Annotated in this window: 13 protein-coding genes and 1 pseudogene; 8 read left to right on the forward strand and 6 right to left on the reverse strand. The window is 73.0% G+C overall.

The annotated features are described in order from the left end of the window. Positions 1-49: 49 nt before the first annotated feature. Both AC07F0_RS02280 and AC07F0_RS02285 read right to left on the reverse strand, forming a co-directional pair. Positions 50-3196, reverse strand: a complete 3147-nt coding sequence (locus AC07F0_RS02280; protein ID WP_478973157.1) for a sacsin N-terminal ATP-binding-like domain-containing protein — start codon at positions 3194-3196, stop codon at positions 50-52. A 60-nt stretch (positions 3197-3256) separates the two neighbouring features. Beyond that, positions 3257-3463, reverse strand: coding sequence for a hypothetical protein (locus AC07F0_RS02285; protein WP_478973587.1), 207 nt, complete (start codon positions 3461-3463; stop codon positions 3257-3259). 138 nt (positions 3464-3601) lie between these two features. Here AC07F0_RS02285 and AC07F0_RS02290 point away from each other — a divergent pair. After that, positions 3602-4482, forward strand: a pseudogene (locus AC07F0_RS02290) (hypothetical protein). Between the two features lie 15 nt (positions 4483-4497). Here AC07F0_RS02290 and AC07F0_RS02295 read toward each other — a convergent pair. Continuing rightward, positions 4498-5412, reverse strand: a complete 915-nt coding sequence (locus tag AC07F0_RS02295; RefSeq protein ID WP_478973160.1) for a DUF3027 domain-containing protein — start codon at positions 5410-5412, stop codon at positions 4498-4500. Between the two features lie 282 nt (positions 5413-5694). Here AC07F0_RS02295 and AC07F0_RS02300 point away from each other — a divergent pair, with 282 nt between their 5' ends. From AC07F0_RS02300 to AC07F0_RS02315, 4 genes are all read left to right on the forward strand, one after another. Next, on the forward strand, positions 5695-7128 hold the full coding sequence (locus tag AC07F0_RS02300) for an MFS transporter (RefSeq protein WP_478973163.1): 1434 nt from the start codon (positions 5695-5697) through the stop codon (positions 7126-7128). Positions 7129-7213: 85 nt separating this feature from the next. Beyond that, positions 7214-7687 (forward strand): DUF2771 domain-containing protein, encoded by a 474-nt coding sequence (locus AC07F0_RS02305; RefSeq protein WP_478973166.1) that lies wholly within the window; start codon positions 7214-7216, stop codon positions 7685-7687. Between the two features lie 23 nt (positions 7688-7710). Beyond that, positions 7711-8385, forward strand: a complete 675-nt coding sequence (locus AC07F0_RS02310) for a futalosine hydrolase (protein WP_478973168.1) — start codon at positions 7711-7713, stop codon at positions 8383-8385. After that, the gene (locus AC07F0_RS02315) at positions 8375-9220 is read left to right on the forward strand and encodes a 1,4-dihydroxy-6-naphthoate synthase (RefSeq protein WP_478973171.1); all 846 of its coding nucleotides are present in this window, start codon (positions 8375-8377) and stop codon (positions 9218-9220) included. The genes AC07F0_RS02310 and AC07F0_RS02315 overlap by 11 nt, the downstream gene beginning before the upstream one ends. Before the next feature lie 5 nt (positions 9221-9225). On the opposite strand, the gene AC07F0_RS02320 is transcribed toward AC07F0_RS02315, so the two are convergent. After that, positions 9226-9609, reverse strand: coding sequence for a cold-shock protein (locus tag AC07F0_RS02320; RefSeq protein WP_010035896.1), 384 nt, complete (start codon positions 9607-9609; stop codon positions 9226-9228). A 163-nt stretch (positions 9610-9772) separates the two neighbouring features. Here AC07F0_RS02320 and AC07F0_RS02325 point away from each other — a divergent pair, with 163 nt between their 5' ends. Further along, the gene (locus tag AC07F0_RS02325; protein WP_399415329.1) at positions 9773-10021 is read left to right on the forward strand and encodes a hypothetical protein; all 249 of its coding nucleotides are present in this window, start codon (positions 9773-9775) and stop codon (positions 10019-10021) included. On the opposite strand, the gene AC07F0_RS02330 is transcribed toward AC07F0_RS02325, so the two are convergent. Both AC07F0_RS02330 and AC07F0_RS02335 read right to left on the reverse strand, forming a co-directional pair. Beyond that, positions 10000-10623 (reverse strand): HAD family hydrolase, encoded by a 624-nt coding sequence (locus AC07F0_RS02330; protein ID WP_478973173.1) that lies wholly within the window; start codon positions 10621-10623, stop codon positions 10000-10002. The genes AC07F0_RS02325 and AC07F0_RS02330 overlap by 22 nt on opposite strands. Before the next feature lie 192 nt (positions 10624-10815). Then, positions 10816-11838 (reverse strand): hypothetical protein, encoded by a 1023-nt coding sequence (locus tag AC07F0_RS02335; protein ID WP_478973176.1) that lies wholly within the window; start codon positions 11836-11838, stop codon positions 10816-10818. A 153-nt stretch (positions 11839-11991) separates the two neighbouring features. On the opposite strand from AC07F0_RS02335, the gene AC07F0_RS02340 reads away from it, so the two are divergent. Both AC07F0_RS02340 and AC07F0_RS02345 read left to right on the forward strand, forming a co-directional pair. Next, entirely contained in the window at positions 11992-14526 is a 2535-nt protein-coding gene (locus AC07F0_RS02340; RefSeq protein ID WP_478973179.1) for a helicase-associated domain-containing protein, read from the forward strand. 280 nt (positions 14527-14806) lie between these two features. After that, positions 14807-16450 (forward strand): DNA repair helicase XPB, encoded by a 1644-nt coding sequence (locus tag AC07F0_RS02345; protein WP_478973181.1) that lies wholly within the window; start codon positions 14807-14809, stop codon positions 16448-16450. The last annotated feature ends 31 nt before the right edge of the window (positions 16451-16481 follow it).

Below are 16481 nucleotides of genomic sequence, written 5' to 3' on the forward strand. Positions count from 1 at the left end.
AGGATGCGGAAAGGAGACCGGGCACTCGGGCGCCCGGCCAGTCAGCCACTCAGTCGAACCATCGATCCCGCGCCAGCTCCTCCGTCCTCGACGGATCCTCCAGCAGCGCCGCCACCTCGAACCGCCGCGGCCACTGCCCGGCTGCCCAGGCGAGCCCGGCCGCCACGCCCTCCAGGGTCGAGGCGTGCAGGGCACCGTCGTTCGTCAGCCGCCAGTCGATCTCCACGCCGTCGACGACGAGTTCCTCGTGCTCGATGTAGGAGGAGGGGGTGCGCGGGCCGAGCAGAACCCTTACCGCGTCCGGGACTTCGTGCTCCGTGCCCTCGGAGGTGACCTGCCCCGTGACCGACTCGCTCAGGCGCCGTACCTGGAAGAGTTCGGCCAGGTCGGCGGCCCGGGACGGGCGGACAGGGAGCAGCGGGACGCCTTCCGTGAAGGGCAGCAGGTCCGGTGAGTCGCACACCACGGCATCGGCCGCGTCCACGACCTCCACCCGGCCGTCGATGACGGCACGCAGCTCGTCCGGCAGGGTCACCTGCTCCGGGTCCAGATCGGCCAGCGCCCCGTACAGCGCGTGCAGTTGGGCGTCCGTCACCTCGCGCCCCGGATCGGCGAGCCGGTCGAGGAGTTCGGCGGCACCGCCGGGCTCGTCCAGCAGCGCGGCGACGGACGTCCGTACGCCCAGCGCCCGCAGCACCTGCTCGTCCTCGAAGCCGGTCGCGTCGGCCTCCTCGTAGAGACCGCGCAGGAGCGGGTCGCCGCCGGCGGCGCGGAGGCCCGCGGGACGGCGGCCGTCGAGGACCGGGTTCCCGCGCAGCCACCACGCCGTGTACGGCCGTACGACCTCGTGCGTGCCGTCCGGCAGCAGGACGCGCACGGGCTGGACGATCGCGTCCCGCAGGGGCGGCTGCGACAGCAGGGACAGGGCCTGGGACCACTTGTCCTCGTCGACCAGGTCCAGATCCCGTACGGCGACGATCTCGGTGGCGACCGGCGGCACCGGGCTGTCCGGGAAACGGTCGAGGATGTCCTCCGCCCACACGTCGACCGCGTCCAGCAGGCCCGGGTCGTCGGGCTCGGCGAAATCGCCCTCGCGGGGCTCCAGTTCGTCGGGGTCGAGGACGACGTCGGTGGCGCGGACGAGCGCGAAGTTCACCAGGACCCCGCAGGCCGCCAGCGGCTGCTCGCCCCACTTCGAGGCCAGCTCGGTGTCCACCGCGGCCAGTTCACCCTCGCGCATGACCTGGGCGAACGGGCCGCCGGGGAAGACGAGTTCGCAGGCCGGGGCCGGTTCGCCGTCCTCGTCGGGCAGCGCGAGCGCGCCGAGCCAGGGCTCCTCACCGGGCTCCAGACCGGCGTCCCGCACCAACGCGAGCACGGTGTCGGCCAGTTCCTCCGCGTCGAGGGTGTCCTCCTCCCACAGCGCGCCGCCCTCGTCGTCGAGCGACGCGGCGACGGCGGCCCTGACCTGCGGGGTGGTGAGGATGGCGCGCGGGGTCGCGGCCAGGGCGCCCAGCTTCTCCAGGATCGGGTGCGCGGCGTCCGGGTGGGCGACCTTCAGACCGAGCCGGGCCAGGGTCTCCGGGTCGATACCGGTGGTGTCAGGACCGGGCAGCAGGACCTGCCGGGGGCCGATCGTCGTACGACCGTCGGCGAGCGGCACGGGCAGGCCCGACAGCCGATCCGGGTCGACCCCGGCCAGGCTGTCGTAGAGCCGCCGCCACCAGCCGGGCTCCTTCTCCAGCCCGGCCAGCCGGTCGATCGCGTCGGTCAGCGGCACCCGGGCGACGCCCAGCGTGCGCAGCTCCGCCCGGCGTTCCAGTCCGGCGGGCAGCAGCGTGGGCAGCACCTCGGCGAGCACCCGCACCGTGTCCGTGCCGGCGCCCTCGACGACCTCGGCGTCCCGGGGCCGCAGCGACTCGGGCAGTTCGTCGCCGTCGTGCTCGCGGCGCTCGACGGCGGGCGGCAGGAACGACGTGCGCGGCAGCCGCTCCAGGATCGCCCGGCGCAGGGCACCGTCCAGCTCGCCCTTGCCGAGCGGGCCGGGCACGAGGTCGATGAGCCCGGCCGTCACCGGCCGCCACTCGCCGAGGAGTCCGGCGTAGGAGTCGGCCGCGCGCTGGATCAGGAAGTCGGTCAGCGGGCCTGGGGCGGCGTGCCGGCGGGTGGAGTCCAGCGGGAACGAGGCGATGAGCAGGGCGGGGACGCCGAGCGGCTCGTCGCTGGGGGTGGGGGCGTGCACGACCGGGCTGGTGCGGGGCCGGGCCGGGCTGCCGTCGGAGTCCACGGGCACGGCCCAGGTGACCGACCAGTGGGGGCGCAGCCGCTCCTCGACGGGGCGACCGGTGAGCAGCTCGGGGGTGAGGGGGCCGTGGGCGGCGGCGGTGCGCCAGTAGGTGACGCCGTCGCCGGAGTCGTCGACGACGGTGAAGGGGCCGTCGGTGCGGCGGGAGAGCGTCCGGGGGCTCTCGCCGTTGATCTCGACGAGGACCTCTTCGAGACCGGCGAGGGTGAGCAGAAGCGCGTCGTCGACGGCCCGCAGCAGCCGTTCGGCGAGGTCGGCGGCGGCCGCGTCCCGCAGCGGCAGGATGACGGCGGTGTCGTACGGGTCGGGGGCGGTGCCCTCGGCGGCGAACGGCAGCCGCAGCAGCGGTACGTGACCGTCGCGCCGCCGGACCTCGTCCCCGAGACCGGGGCTGTGCCGGGCGGTGTCGGCGGCCAGCTCCCGGGCCTCGGCCAGCGACCAGCGCACACCGCCGTGCCGGCCGACGACGGCGGGCTCGTCGGTCACGGCGAGGACGGCGGCGAACCCGACGCCGAACCGCCCGACGGCCTGCTCGTGGGTCTCCCGCTTCGCGGACGCGCGCAGGGTGGACAGCGACTCGACTCCGGCCGCGTCCAGTGGCGCCCCGGTGTTGGCGGCGACGAGCACACCGTCACGCAGGGTGAGCCGAAGCCGCCCGGGCACCCCGGCCCGGGCCGCCGCGTCGGCGGCGTTCTGCGCGAGTTCGACGACGAGCCGGTCCCGGTACCCGCCGAGGACGAGATCCTCCTCGGCGTTGGCGTCCTCACGGAACCGGGCGGGGCTGGTGGCCCAGGCGTCCAGCACTCCACGCCGCAGACGTGCCGTACCGAACGGATCGGCACCCTCGGCGGCGGGCCGCACGAACTTGCTGCTCACGTTCCTTCTCCTCATCGACGAGAGGACGAAGGTACCGCCTGGGGCGCGGGACCGTGCGCGCCGTCCGGCCCCGGTTCAGCTCCCGGAGGCGAACGTCACGAAATCCGCCCATGCGGCGGGGGGCGACGGCGAGCCGGGGGCCTTCGGTGTGCTTGGAGTCGCGGACGCGATGACCGCGACGCCCCACTCGTCGTCGGGATCCACGTCCCACCCCGGCTCGTCCGCCTCGGTCCTGAGCCGCCCCGCCTCCGCCTCGACCGTCGCCGTTCTCCCAAGGACCACAACGGTGAAAGAACCGCACCCATCCCCACCCCTGGCGCCCGCTCACCCGCCCGGGCGAACACCACCAACTCGGCTGGCGTGGCGCCTGGTTGTCGGCCCTACTCTCGGCGCGACCCCGACGAAAGGCCTCACACCCCCATGGTCAGCTCGCCCCACGAGGCGATGCACCGCATCTTCCAGGACCACCCCGGGCTGTTCTCCCGGGTCGCCGAAGTGCTGGGCATCGACTTCGCCCCGCCCACCTCGGTCACCGTCCTGCCCACCGACCTCACCGAGGTCCGCCCCCTGGAACGCCGCGTCGACACCCTGCTCCGGCTGGAGACCGAGGACGACGAGCCGTTACTGCTCGGGGTCGAGGCGCAGGGCAAGAAGGACCCGGACAAGCCCGCGAGCTGGGCGTACTACGCCTCGTACCTGCTCACGAAATACCGGCTCCAGCCGCTGTTCCTGGTCGTCTGCCAGGACCGCGCCACCGCGGAATGGGCGGCGCGCCCGGTCCACTTCGGCCCTCGCCAGTGGCCCCTGCTCACCCTGCGCCCGCTGGTAGCGGGACCGCACAACATGCCGGTACTCACCGACCCGGCCGAGGTCCGAAAAGACCTCGCGCTCGCGACACTGTCCGCCATCACCCACGTCTCGCATCCGGACATCGGGGCCATACTCAAAGCAGTGACAACCGTCCTGCGGGACACACCGCACCGATCGCCGACCCGATCGTCGAACTCATCGCACAAGGCCTGGGCAAGCACCCGGCCGCGGAAATGTGGAGGAACCTGGTGGCCGTGGACCTCTCCTTCTACAAGTCGTACATCTCGGAAGAAATCCGCGCGGAGGGTGAGATGCGGCGTGCGGCCAAAGACGTGCTGACCGTCCTGAACGCGCGCGGCATCCACGTCCCCCACCAGGTCCGCGAGCGGATCACCAACTGCGACGACCCCGAGCTTCTGGACCAGTGGCTCATCCGTGCCGCCACCGTCCCGGCTGCTGAAGAGATCTTCACGGACGAGCAGGACGAGTAGGCGATGCGGCTGCGGCTACGAGTGGCCCAGTTCCTCCGTGTCCTCGTCCGCCGTCGCCGGGACCGAGCCCGAGTCCGAGGCGGGGCGGAGCGGGAACGGGTCCACGCGGGTCTCGTCGATGACCGGCGGGGCCGGCTGGGGCGGCTTGGGCATGACCGCCGCCTCGGAGTGGCCGCCGCAGCCGTAGGCCAGGGAGACGACGCGGCCGTCGGCCGGCGAGAATTCGTTGGCGCAGACGCCGAAGGCCTGGCCCAGGGAACCGCCGATACGGAGCAGGAAGCCGCAGCTCACACAGGCGGCGGGGGCCGCCTGCGCCATCGGGGTCTTGGGGCCGAAGGCTTCCTCCCAGCGGTCGGCGGCGATGTGCAGGCCGTAGCGGGACAGCACCCGGGCACGGCGCACGCCGAGTTCCTCGGCCACCGCCGCGATCGAACCGCGGGCGGGGACGGCCAGGGGCCCCGCCGTGACCTCCGCGTCCTCGGCCTCCGCCAGGGCGGCCATCTCGTCGGAGACGACGGAGTTCGGCGGCGGCTCGTCCTCGCCGGTCCAGCCGGGCTCCAGACGCAGGTCCTCGGCGTCCGTGGGCAGCAGATCCCCCGGGCCCATGTCACCGGGGCGCAGCCGCTCGCTCCACGGCACCCACTCGGGCGCGAGCACCGCGTCCGGGCCGGGCAGCAGCACCGCCTCGTCCACCGTGACGATCTTCGCCCGGGACGCCCGGGCCACCGTCACCGCCCAGCGCCAGCCCCGGTACCCGAGCTCCTTGCACTCGAAGAAGTGCGTGACAACGCGATCCCCTTCGGAGACCAGCTCCACGTGCTCGCCGACGATTCCTGGTGCCGCGGCCTCCTCGGCTGCGGCGCGGGCGAGGTCGACGGCCTCGGCGCACAGACGGTCAGGGGTGCGGCTTCGCGTTGTCGCTGCGCTCACAGGTATCGCTTCTCTCCATACGCCGTCTCACGTGTGCGCCACTCCCAGCGCAGGGGGCGGACGGAGCGGACCAGGGGACCGCGTCGACGTCCTTCATCCATTTTGCGGGATGGCTGAGATACGCACGCTACCCTTCCGCCCCACTTCGCGTACACCGACGGTCCTGACCGACGCCCCGGACCACCGCGCCGACCGGGTCCCCGCAACCCGGACAGTCACCCCACAGGCCCTATACAAGCGGTAATGGCACTACCCACTGCCATCTCGGGGCACTATGACGTCGTGGCAGCCGCGAGGACGCCCCAGGGCGCCACCGGGACCGGTGGGTCGAAAGGGGTCAAGGGAAGCAGACGACTGAGCGGGCCGGGCCGTCCGGGCGGCTCCCTCCGCGCGGTCGGCCGTGCCCTACACCTCCCGTTCACCGGAACCGCCCGCGGCATCCGCAAGGCCACCCACGCGCACGGCGCCGGCGAGTCCGGCCTCGGCAAACTGATCGAGCTGCACGGTGTGAACGGCGCCGGGGATGTGATGATCACCGTCGCCCTCGCGTCGACGGTGTTCTTCTCCGTACCGACCGACGAGGCCCGCGGCCGGGTCGCGCTGTACCTCGCGATCACCATGGCGCCCTTCACCCTCCTCGCGCCGGTGGTCGGCCCGCTCCTCGACCGCCTCCCGCACGGCCGCCGGGCCGCGATGGCCGGGGCGATGCTGGCCCGGGCGCTGCTCGCGCTGATCCTGTCCGGCGCGGTCGTCAGCGGCAGCCTCCAGCTGTATCCGGCGGCGCTCGGCGTCCTCGTCGCGTCGAAGGCGTACGGGGTGGTCAGAAGCGCCGTCGTGCCCCGGCTGCTGCCGCCGGGTTTCTCCCTGGTGAAGGCCAACTCGCGCGTGACCCTCGGCGGGCTCCTCGCCACCGGCATCGCCGCGCCGATCGGTGCCGGACTCCAGCAGGTCGGACCGCGCTGGCCGCTCTACGGCGCCTTCTTGATCTTCGTGGCAGGGACGTTTCTGTCGTTCACGCTGCCAGGGAAGGTCGACTCCGCGAAAGGCGAGGACACCGCGCTGCTGGCCGCGGACGAGGAGCACCTGCACGGACCGCACCGCCGGCCCGTGAAGCGCCCCGGGCTGCGCACGGTCGGCCCGGCCGTCACGCACGCCCTGGCCGCCAACGCCGCCATCCGCTGCCTCACCGGCTTCCTGATCTTCTTCCTCGCCTTCCTGCTGCGTGAGCACCCGATCTCCGGCCAGAGCGCCGCCGTGTCCCTGGGGATAGTGGGCGTGTCGGCGGGCGCGGGCAACGCGCTCGGTACGGCCGTGGGGGCGTGGCTGCGGTCCCGCGCGCCGGAGATCATCATCGTGACGGTCGTGGCGTGCGTGCTGGGCGCGGCGATCACGGCCGCGTTGTTCTTCGGAGCGGTCCTGGTGGCCGGCCTGGCCGCGATCGCAGGTTTCGCGCAGGCCCTGGCCAAGCTGTCGCTCGACGCGCTGATCCAGCGGGACGTGCCCGAACTGGTCCGCACGTCGGCCTTCGCCCGCTCCGAGACGCTGCTGCAGATGGCCTGGGTGCTGGGCGGGGCGGTCGGCATCGCGATGCCGCTCAACGGCACGCTCGGGCTGGCGGTGGGCGCCGCGATCGTCGGCACGGGGTGGCTGACGACCGTACGGGGGCTGATCGTCTCGGCCCGGCACGGGGGTGCGGCACGGCCGCGCGTGGCGTAGCGGTACGGCTGCGCCCGGCATCGCCGTACGGGCACGCCGTACCCCGCGTGGGCGGTCCTGCCGGTGGGCCAGATAGCCTTCGCCCATGACCAGGTTGCAATCCGCTGTGCGACGCCGCCGCGCCGTCGCCGCCGCCGGCGTCGTGTCCGCCGGACTGCTCGTCCTCTCGGCCTGTGACAAGCCGACGCCGATGGCCACGGTCACCGTGGGCCACGACTCGGTGAACTCCGAGGCCACGTGTGGCGGCGAGGGCGATGTCCTGAAGCCGTCCGATCTCAACCAGTGCCTGAAGGACAAGGGCATCAAGAGCATCTCCGTCGACCCTGACGAGACCGTGCGCATCGGGGTCGACCCGGAGATCGCGGACGAGGGCTGGACGATCCTGATGAACGGTCAGCCGCTGACCGACTCCAGCACGAAGACGTACCGCACCATTCCGGGCAGCGTGTTCTTCAACGCGCAGTACGGGGCGCAGGGCAACTCGACGCTGGTGTCCATCAAGGAGGGCGAGAAGGACGCGTCGGGGCTGTGGAACTTCAAGCTGGAGAAGAACGCGTAATCGCTGCCGCCGGGCTGGGCAGGGTGCTTGTCGCCACCGCCGTTTCTGTTGAACGGGACGCGGTGGCAGAGGCGCTTGGGGAGCTGTCGCCAGGGTCTGTTGGAACGACACTCGATGTGATCGCCGCAGGTGTGGGGCCCGCCCTCGCCGCTGCCTCCACCGCTTCCGCCCTGACCGCCGCCGCCCTCGAAGGCACCCCCTACGACCTCGTCGTTTCCGCTGGGATCGGCGGGGGGTTCCTGCCGGAGGCGCGCGTGGGATCGCTCGTCGTCGCCGATGAGATCGTCGCGGCCGATCTGGGGGCCGAGACGCCCGACGGGTTCGTGTCGGTCACCGAGCTCGGGTTCGGGAGCGTTCGGCATCGGCCGCCCGCGGACCTCGTACGGCTGGTCCGCGACGCCGTCGGGGCGCGTACCGGGGCCGTGCTCACCGTCTCCACCGTGACCGGGACCGCCGAGCGGGCCGCCGCGCTCCGGGAACGTCACCCCAGCGCCCTCGCCGAGGCCATGGAGGGCTTCGGGGTGGCCGAGGCCGCCGCCGTGCACGGGGTGCCCGTGCTGGAGGTGCGGGCGATCTCCAATCCCGTCGGGCCGCGCGACCGCGCCGCCTGGCGTATCCCAGATGCCCTGGCGGCCCTCACCGAGGGCTTCGGGAAGCTCGTGCCCGTACTGGAGAGTTGGAACCGGCATGACCAGTGAACAGCTGAAGATCGCCTACTCCCCCTGCCCGAACGACACCTTCGTCTTCGACGCCCTGGCCCACGGCCGCGTCCCCGGCGCCCCCGCCTTCGACGTGACCTTCGCCGACATCGACATCACCAACGGCATGGCCGAGCGCGGCGAGTTCGACGTGCTGAAGGTGTCGTACGCCGTGCTGCCGTACGTGCTGGAGCAGTACGCCCTGCTGCCGTGCGGGGGTGCGCTGGGGCGGGGGTGCGGGCCGCTGGTGCTGACGCGGGAGCCGGACGTCGACCTCACCGGTCGCACGGTCGCCGTGCCCAGTGAGAAGTCCACCGCCTATCTGCTGTTCCGGCTGTGGGCCGCGGACACGCTGGGCGACGGGGTCGAGATCGTCGTCATGCCGTTCCACGAGATCATGCCGGCCGTACGGGACGGGAAGGTCGACGCGGGGCTCGTCATCCACGAGGCGCGCTTCACGTACCGGACCTACGGCCTGCACAAGCTCGCCGACATGGGCGAGCACTGGGAGAACACCACCGGGCTGCCGATCCCGCTGGGCGCGATCATCGCCAAGCGGTCGCTGGGCGAGCAGAAGCTGCGGCTGCTGGCCGACTCCGTCCGGACGTCCGTGCGCGCCGCCTGGGACGACCCCGAGGCATCCCGCCCGTACGTCATGGAGCACGCCCAGGAGATGGACCCGGCCGTCGCCGACCAGCACATCGGGCTGTACGTCAACGAGTTCACCGCCGACCTCGGCGAGGACGGCTACGCCGCCGTACGCGGTCTGCTGACACGCGCGGCGGCCGAGGGACTGGTGCCACCCCTCGGCCCGAACGCGCTGCGATTCCCGTAGGCGGTCTACACGTCCAACTGGTCGGCGACCGCGCGCAGCAGTCCCGCGATCTTCTTGCCGGCGGTCTTCTCGGGGTAGCGGCCCCGCTCCAGCATCGGCGTGATGTTCTCCAGGAGCGTCGTCAGATCCTGGACGATGGAGGCGAGCTCATCCGGCTTCTTGCGGGTCGCGGCCGCGACCGAGGGGGTCGGGTCCAGAATCGTCAGGGACAGCGCCTGGTCGCCGCGCTGTCCGGCGACGACACCGAACTCCACCCGCTGTCCCGGCTTGAGCGTCTCGACTCCGGCGGGGAGGACCGAGGAATGGACGAAGACGTCACCGCCGTCGTCGCGGGAGAGAAAGCCGAAGCCCTTCTCGCTGTTGAACCACTTGACCTTGCCGGTAGGCACGTCTGTCCTCGTCCTCGTACTCGTCGGAAAACTGCTTCTGGAAACGGCTCTTGATAGCACTCGGGCGGGTCGTACGACCCGCCGGTACCAAGGCTAATGCTCTTCAGGCCGGTGACAAGACGTCACCCGGTTGTTCCTTCGCGCTGGGAACTACCCTGGTCGGGTGCGTGACAAAACCCAAACGAATTCCGCCGCTCCCGGTGACCGTCTGGTCCGTGCCGGTGCCATCGTCTTCTTCATCGGCGCCGTGGCCACACTGGTCACGGTCGCCCCGCTGTTCCTGGGGACGACGCCCTTTCCGACGTACATGTTCGGCCTGAGCATGCTCATGGCGGTCGGATTCCTGATCGCCGGCGCGGGAGTACTGCGTTCCGTGGCGGCCGGTCGGCGTCAGGCGCGTGCGGGACGGTAGTCCGAAAACCACCCGGGGAATTCCGCCAGGTCGGTGAGGACGACGTCCGCGCCCGCCGCGCGCAGTTCCTCCGCGGGGCAGGGGCCGGTGGCCACCGCGACCGACAGCGCGCCGGCCGTCCGGGCGCCGCGCACGTCCCCGACGTGGTCGCCGACGTAGACGCCCGCGTCGTGCTCGCGCAGCGCCTCCGCCTTCTGTTCGGCCCACAGGTCGCCTATGACGGCGTCGGGCTCGATGCCGAGGTGGGCGAGGTGCAGCTTGGCGTTGGGCTCGTACTTGGCCGTGACGACGATCGCGCGTCCGCCGGCTTCCCGTACGGCCGCGATGGCCTCCCGGGCGCCGGGCAGCGCGGGGGCCTCGGCGATCGCGATGGCGGGGTACATCTCCCGGTACACGTCGGCCACGGTCTCGACCTCCTCGGCCGGGAACCAGTTGACCAGCTCCTCGGCCAGCGGCGGCCCGAGCCGTGTGACCGCCAGGTCGGCGTCGATGTACGTCCCCGTCCGCTCGGACAGCGCCTGGTAGCAGGCGCGGATGCCGGGGCGGGAGTCGATGAGGGTCATGTCCAGGTCGAAGCCGACGGTGATCGCCATGTGGGTCATTGTGCCCCCGCTGTCCTGCCGGCAGACGTCCTGCCCGGGGTGTGGGGCTGAGGACGGGGCGTTGCGCAACCCGGCGGCGCGGGGTGCCGCTGCGCCCACCCGTGCCGCCCTGGGGGTACCTCCCAGGCCCTTGAGGCACTGGGGGAGGCACGATCGCCCGCAGCTGAGGCACGACTGCCCGCAGCTGAGTACTTACCGCCGGCGCTGCGAGCGCCAGACCAGGAACAAGGCCGATGTCACGGCCGCGGCCCTCACCACCCACGGCCAGGTCTCCGCCACCGCGTCGTTCATGTGGCCCTCGGCGATGGGGGTGCCCCAGCGGCCGTCCGTCCTGCCCCAGAGCCAGACCAGGCCCCCCGCCACGGCGAGGCTCGGCAGGATCACGACCGCCCACTTGGTCTCCGCCTGGGTGAGGCGGCGGGACGCGTACGCGATGAGCCAGCCGAGGATCAGCACGAACCAGTTGCCGAGCGCGGCGCCCGCGACGAGCAGACCGGCGGCGACGAGGAGGAGGGGGTTGCTCCAGCCGCCCTCGGGCAGGCGCGGCAGACGCCGGCGGGTCGCCGTCCCTGCCGTCTCGTCCGGTTCCCCGGCCACCTCGACGGCCGGAGCGGTCTCCTCGTCGGCCGCCGGCTTCTCCAGGTCCGGCTTCCTCGGCTTCGGCTGCTTCAGCAGGTCCGGCAGCTCCACGCCACCCACGAAGCCCGGCACTTCGTCGCCGACGCCGAAGGGGCTGCTGTCCACCCGCCACCAGTCCGGCTGGACGGCGCTGTCCCCGAGCTCGTGCCCGGCGGCCAGGTGCGGCGGGGCCGCGCCCCCGGCGGCGGGGTGTGACTCCTCGGCGGGCCGGGCCGGGCGGGGACGCGGTACGACGCGCCGCAGGACACCCTTCGGCCGCTCGCCCGTCTCCTGCGGCTCGTGGACCTCGCGCTGTACGGGCACGGCGGCCGGGGCGCTCCACGTCGTACCGCCGTTGCCCGCGCCCGTGCCGTCCGCGGCCGCCGCCACGATCTCGTCGGGGCTGCCGAGGCGGGACAGGATGCGGCGGACGGCGGCGGGCGAGTCGACGGTGGCCTTCGCGCGGCGCTTGTCGATCTCGTTGCGCAGGTCCGCGACCAGACGCATGCGCGTGGCCGACGACAACTGCCGCTGCTGGGCCACGTCGCCGACGCGGCTCAGATACTCGTAAACGACCTGGTCGCTCTCAATCCCCACGAAGTCCCCTCCGGGGCGTGTGCGTTGGCTGACGCCGTCGCTCGACGGTACCGCGAGTCCGAGCAGGGGACCCACAAGCCCGCCCGGCACCGGCCCAGCCCGCCCGCGCACAGTCGCGCCGGCCGCCGGAGGCGACCCGCTACCGTGGACCGGATGAGCACCGAGGACAGGCCTTCGGCACCCCGTTCCCTCGCGGAAGCACTCCGCGGGCGGGACGACGTCTCGCTGGGCGCGCTCCTGCGCAGCCGTCCGGATCTCATCACGCCCGTCCCCACCGACCTCACGCAGCTCGCGACCCGCGCCGGCACCCGGGCCTCGGTCGTGCGGGCCCTGGAGCGGCTGGACCGGTTCACGCTCCAGACGGCTCAGGCGCTGGCCGTCGCCGCCGATCCGGCGACGTACGACGAACTGCTCGGACTCATGGCCGGGGACGACGCCGACCCGGCCGTCGCCCAGGCACTGCCGCACGCCGTGGGCGTCCTGCGCGAGCAGGCCCTGGTCTGGGGCGGCGACGACCGGCTGCGGCTGGTCCGCACGGCCCGTGAGCTGCTGGCTCCCTCGCCGCAGCACCCCTCGCCGACGGGGCTCGGCCCGACGGTCCAGGAGGCCACCGCCGGGATGTCCCCGGGACGCATCCAGGAGATCGTCACGGCCGCCGGGCTGCCCTCGACCCACGACTCGGTCTCCGCGGTGACGTCCCTGACCGTGCTGTTCACGGACCGGCGCCGGATGGCCGCGCTGCTCGCCGAGGCCCCGGCCGACTCCCTCGAGGTGCTGGAGCGGCTGGTGTGGGGGCCGCCGTACGGGCAGGTCACGGCCGATCCGGCGCCCCGGCTGCGCTGGCTGCTGGACCGGGGGCTGCTGCTGCCGACGGCGCCCGGCACGGTCGTGCTGCCGCGCGAGGTCGCCCTGCATCTGCGGCGGGGGCTCGCGCACCGGACGCCGGAGCCGGTGCCGCCGGCGGTCGAGGCCGCCGCCGTTCACCGTCCACAGGTTGTGGACAGCACCGCGGCCGGGCAGGCGTACACCGCCCTCGCGACCGTCGAGGAGCTGCTGAAGGACTGGGACGAGGGCGGGCCGGCGGTACTGCGGGCCGGCGGGCTCAGCGTGCGGGACCTGAAGCGGACCGCCGTCGCCCTCGACGTGCCCGAGCCGGTCGCCGCGTTCTGGGTGGAGCTGGCGTTCGCGGCCGGCCTGATCGCCTCCGACGGGGAGGCCGACGAGCGGTACGCGGCGACCCCTGCGTACGACGAGTGGCTGGAACTGCCCGCCGCCGAGCGCTGGTCGCGCCTGGTCACGGCATGGCTCCCGGCGACCCGCACGGCCGGGCTGGTGGGCGGCCGGGACGCGAAGGACCGTACGTTGTCGGCGCTCGGGCCTGGCCTGGACCGTTCGGCGGCGCCCGAGGTGCGGCACCGGGTGCTGGCGCTGCTGGCCGGGCTGCCGGAGGGCGCCGCGCCGGCCGCCGAGTCGGTGCTGGCCCGGCTGCGCTGGGAGCGGCCCCTGCGCGGTGCCCAGCGAGAGGACGATCTGCGCGGCCGGCTCGCCGAGTGGGCCCTGTCCGAGGCGGAACTGCTGGGCGTCACGGGCAGGGGTGCGCTGTCGGCCCATGGCCGGGCCCTGCTGGGGGCGCCCGCCGCTCCCGCGAAGAGCCCGGAAGCGGAGCCCTCCGGGCCGGGCGACAAGCTCCCGGTCCACCACCGCCCCACGCATGTCCCCACTCTCTCCGCGACCGAGCAGGCCGTCGCCTCCGCCGCCGCGGCCCGGCTGCTCACGCCCCTGCTGCCCGAGCCGCTGGACCACGTGCTGCTCCAGGCCGACCTGACGGCGGTTGCGCCCGGGCCCCTGCGGCGTCCGCTCGCCGACATGCTGGGCGTGCTGGCGGACGTCGAGTCCAAGGGCGGGGCCACCGTCTACCGGTTCACGCCCGGCTCGGTGCGGCGCGCCCTCGACGCCGGGCGGAGCGCCTCGGACCTGCACGCCTTCCTCGCCGCGCACTCCCGTACGCCGGTGCCGCAGCCACTGACGTACCTGATCGACGACGTGGCCCGCAGGCACGGCCATCTGCGCGTGGGCGCCGCCTCCGCCTACGTCCGCTGCGACGACGACGCGGTGCTGAACGAGATCCTCGCCGACAAGCGGGCCGGTGCCCTGGGGCTGCGCCGGCTCGCCCCGACCGTGCTGGCCGCGCAGACCGACCCGGCCGGGCTGCTGGAGGGACTGCGGGCGATGGGGTTCGCGCCGGCCGCCGAGTCCGCCGAGGGCGATGTCCTGATCACCCGCGCGCACGCCCACCGCACCCCACCTCGTGCGGCACCCGAGCCGGTGCCGGAAGGCCCGCCGGTCCCCGACGACACGCTCCTCGCGGCGGCGCTGCGCGCCATCCGGGCCGGCGACCTCGCCTCCACCACGCCGCGCAAGCCCGGCACGGCTCCCGAGGTCAACGGCGAACTGCCCCGCACGGGTTCCGCCGAGACCCTCGCCACCATGCAGGCCGCCGTCCTGACCGGCGAGGCCCTGTGGATCGGCTACGTCAACGCCGAGGGCGCCGCCAGCCAGCGGGTCATCGCCCCGATCCGCGTCGAGGGCGGCTTCGTCACGGCGTACGACCACACGGCGGACGAGGTCCGTACGTATCCGCTGCACCGGATCACCGGCGTCGCGGAACTCGCCGACGACGCGGGCTGACGGCCCGTTCCGTCCCGGGCGTCGTCTCACCCGTTCGGGTGCACACCGCCGTTCATGCACGCCGCGCCGGGGAGTTCCCACCCTTGAGCGGCCTCGGGGGCGCTGTGGAAAAGCAGAATTCACACCATACGTTGGGATGAAAAGGCATTCAGTAGGACCGGAGCCGGTCCGGTCCCGCGCAGATTCACACCCTCGGGACGGCGACGATCAGGCACACTGGACGTTTGGCCGAGTCGTTCGAGCCGTCCGAGCCGTCCGGCCGTGGGAAAGGGTGCCACGCGTGAATGGTCCGCTGATCGTCCAGTCCGACAAGACCCTGCTCCTGGAAGTCGACCACGAGCAGGCCGGCGAATGCCGTCGGGCCATCGCCCCGTTCGCGGAGCTGGAGCGGGCGCCGGAGCACATCCACACCTACCGCGTGACCCCGCTGGGCCTGTGGAACGCCCGGGCCGCGGGCCATGACGCCGAGCAGGTCGTGGACGCGCTGGTGCAGTACAGCCGCTACCCGGTGCCGCACGCGCTGCTGGTCGACATCGCCGAGACGATGGACCGCTACGGGCGGCTCACCCTGTCCAAGCACCCGGCGCACGGGCTGGTCCTGACCACCACCGACCGTCCGGTGCTGGAGGAGGTCCTGAAGTCGAAGCGGATCGCGCCGCTGGTCGGCGCCCGCATCGACCCGGACACGGTCGCCGTGCACCCCTCCGAGCGGGGGCAGATCAAGCAGACGCTGCTGAAGCTGGGCTGGCCGGCCGAGGACCTCGCCGGGTACGTCGACGGCGAGGCGCATCCGATCGAGCTGGCCGAGGACGGCTGGGCGCTCAGGCCGTACCAGAAGCAGGCGGTGGAGAACTTCTGGCACGGCGGGTCGGGCGTGGTCGTCCTGCCCTGTGGCGCGGGCAAGACGCTGGTCGGCGCCGGGTCGATGGCGCAGGCGAAGTCCACGACCCTGATCCTCGTCACGAACACGGTCTCCGCCCGGCAGTGGAAGCACGAGCTGGTGCGGCGGACGTCGCTCACCGAGGACGAGATCGGCGAGTACAGCGGGACGAAGAAGGAGATCCGGCCCGTCACGATCGCCACCTACCAGGTGCTGACGACCAGGCGGAAGGGCGTCTACCCGCACCTGGAGCTGTTCGACTCCCGGGACTGGGGCCTGATCGTCTACGACGAGGTGCATCTGCTGCCGGCGCCGGTCTTCAAGTTCACGGCGGATCTCCAGGCGCGGCGGCGGCTGGGCCTCACGGCGACGCTGGTGCGTGAGGACGGGCGCGAGTCGGACGTGTTCTCCCTGATCGGGCCCAAGCGGTTCGACGCGCCCTGGAAGGAGATCGAGGCGCAGGGCTACATCGCGCCCGCCGACTGTGTGGAGGTCCGGGTCAATCTGACGGACGCGGAGCGGCTCGCGTACGCCACGGCCGAGACGGAGGAGAAGTACCGCTTCTGCGCGACGACGGACACCAAGCGGAAGGTCACGGAGGCGATCGTCCGCCGCTTCGCCGGGCAGCAGATCCTCGTCATCGGCCAGTACATCGACCAGCTCGACGAGCTGGGTGAGCACCTCGGGGCGCCCGTGATCAAGGGCGAGACGTCGAACGCGCAGCGGGAGAAGCTGTTCGACGCGTTCCGGGAGGGCGAGATCAGCGTGCTCGTCGTCTCCAAGGTCGCGAACTTCTCGATCGACCTGCCGGAGGCGACGGTCGCGATCCAGGTGTCCGGCACCTTCGGGTCACGCCAGGAGGAGGCCCAGCGGCTGGGCCGGGTGCTCCGCCCGAAGTCCGACGGCCACCAGGCCCACTTCTACTCGGTGGTCGCCCGGGACACGATCGACCAGGACTTCGCCGCGCACCGCCAGCGCTTCCTGGCGGAGCAGGGGTACGCGTACCGGATCATGGACGCGGACGAGCTGCTAACGGAGAGCTGAGGCGGGCGGACCGCTCGCGGCCGGGGGCCGC

It is taken from the genome of Streptomyces sp. NPDC045955, from assembly GCF_056430805.1.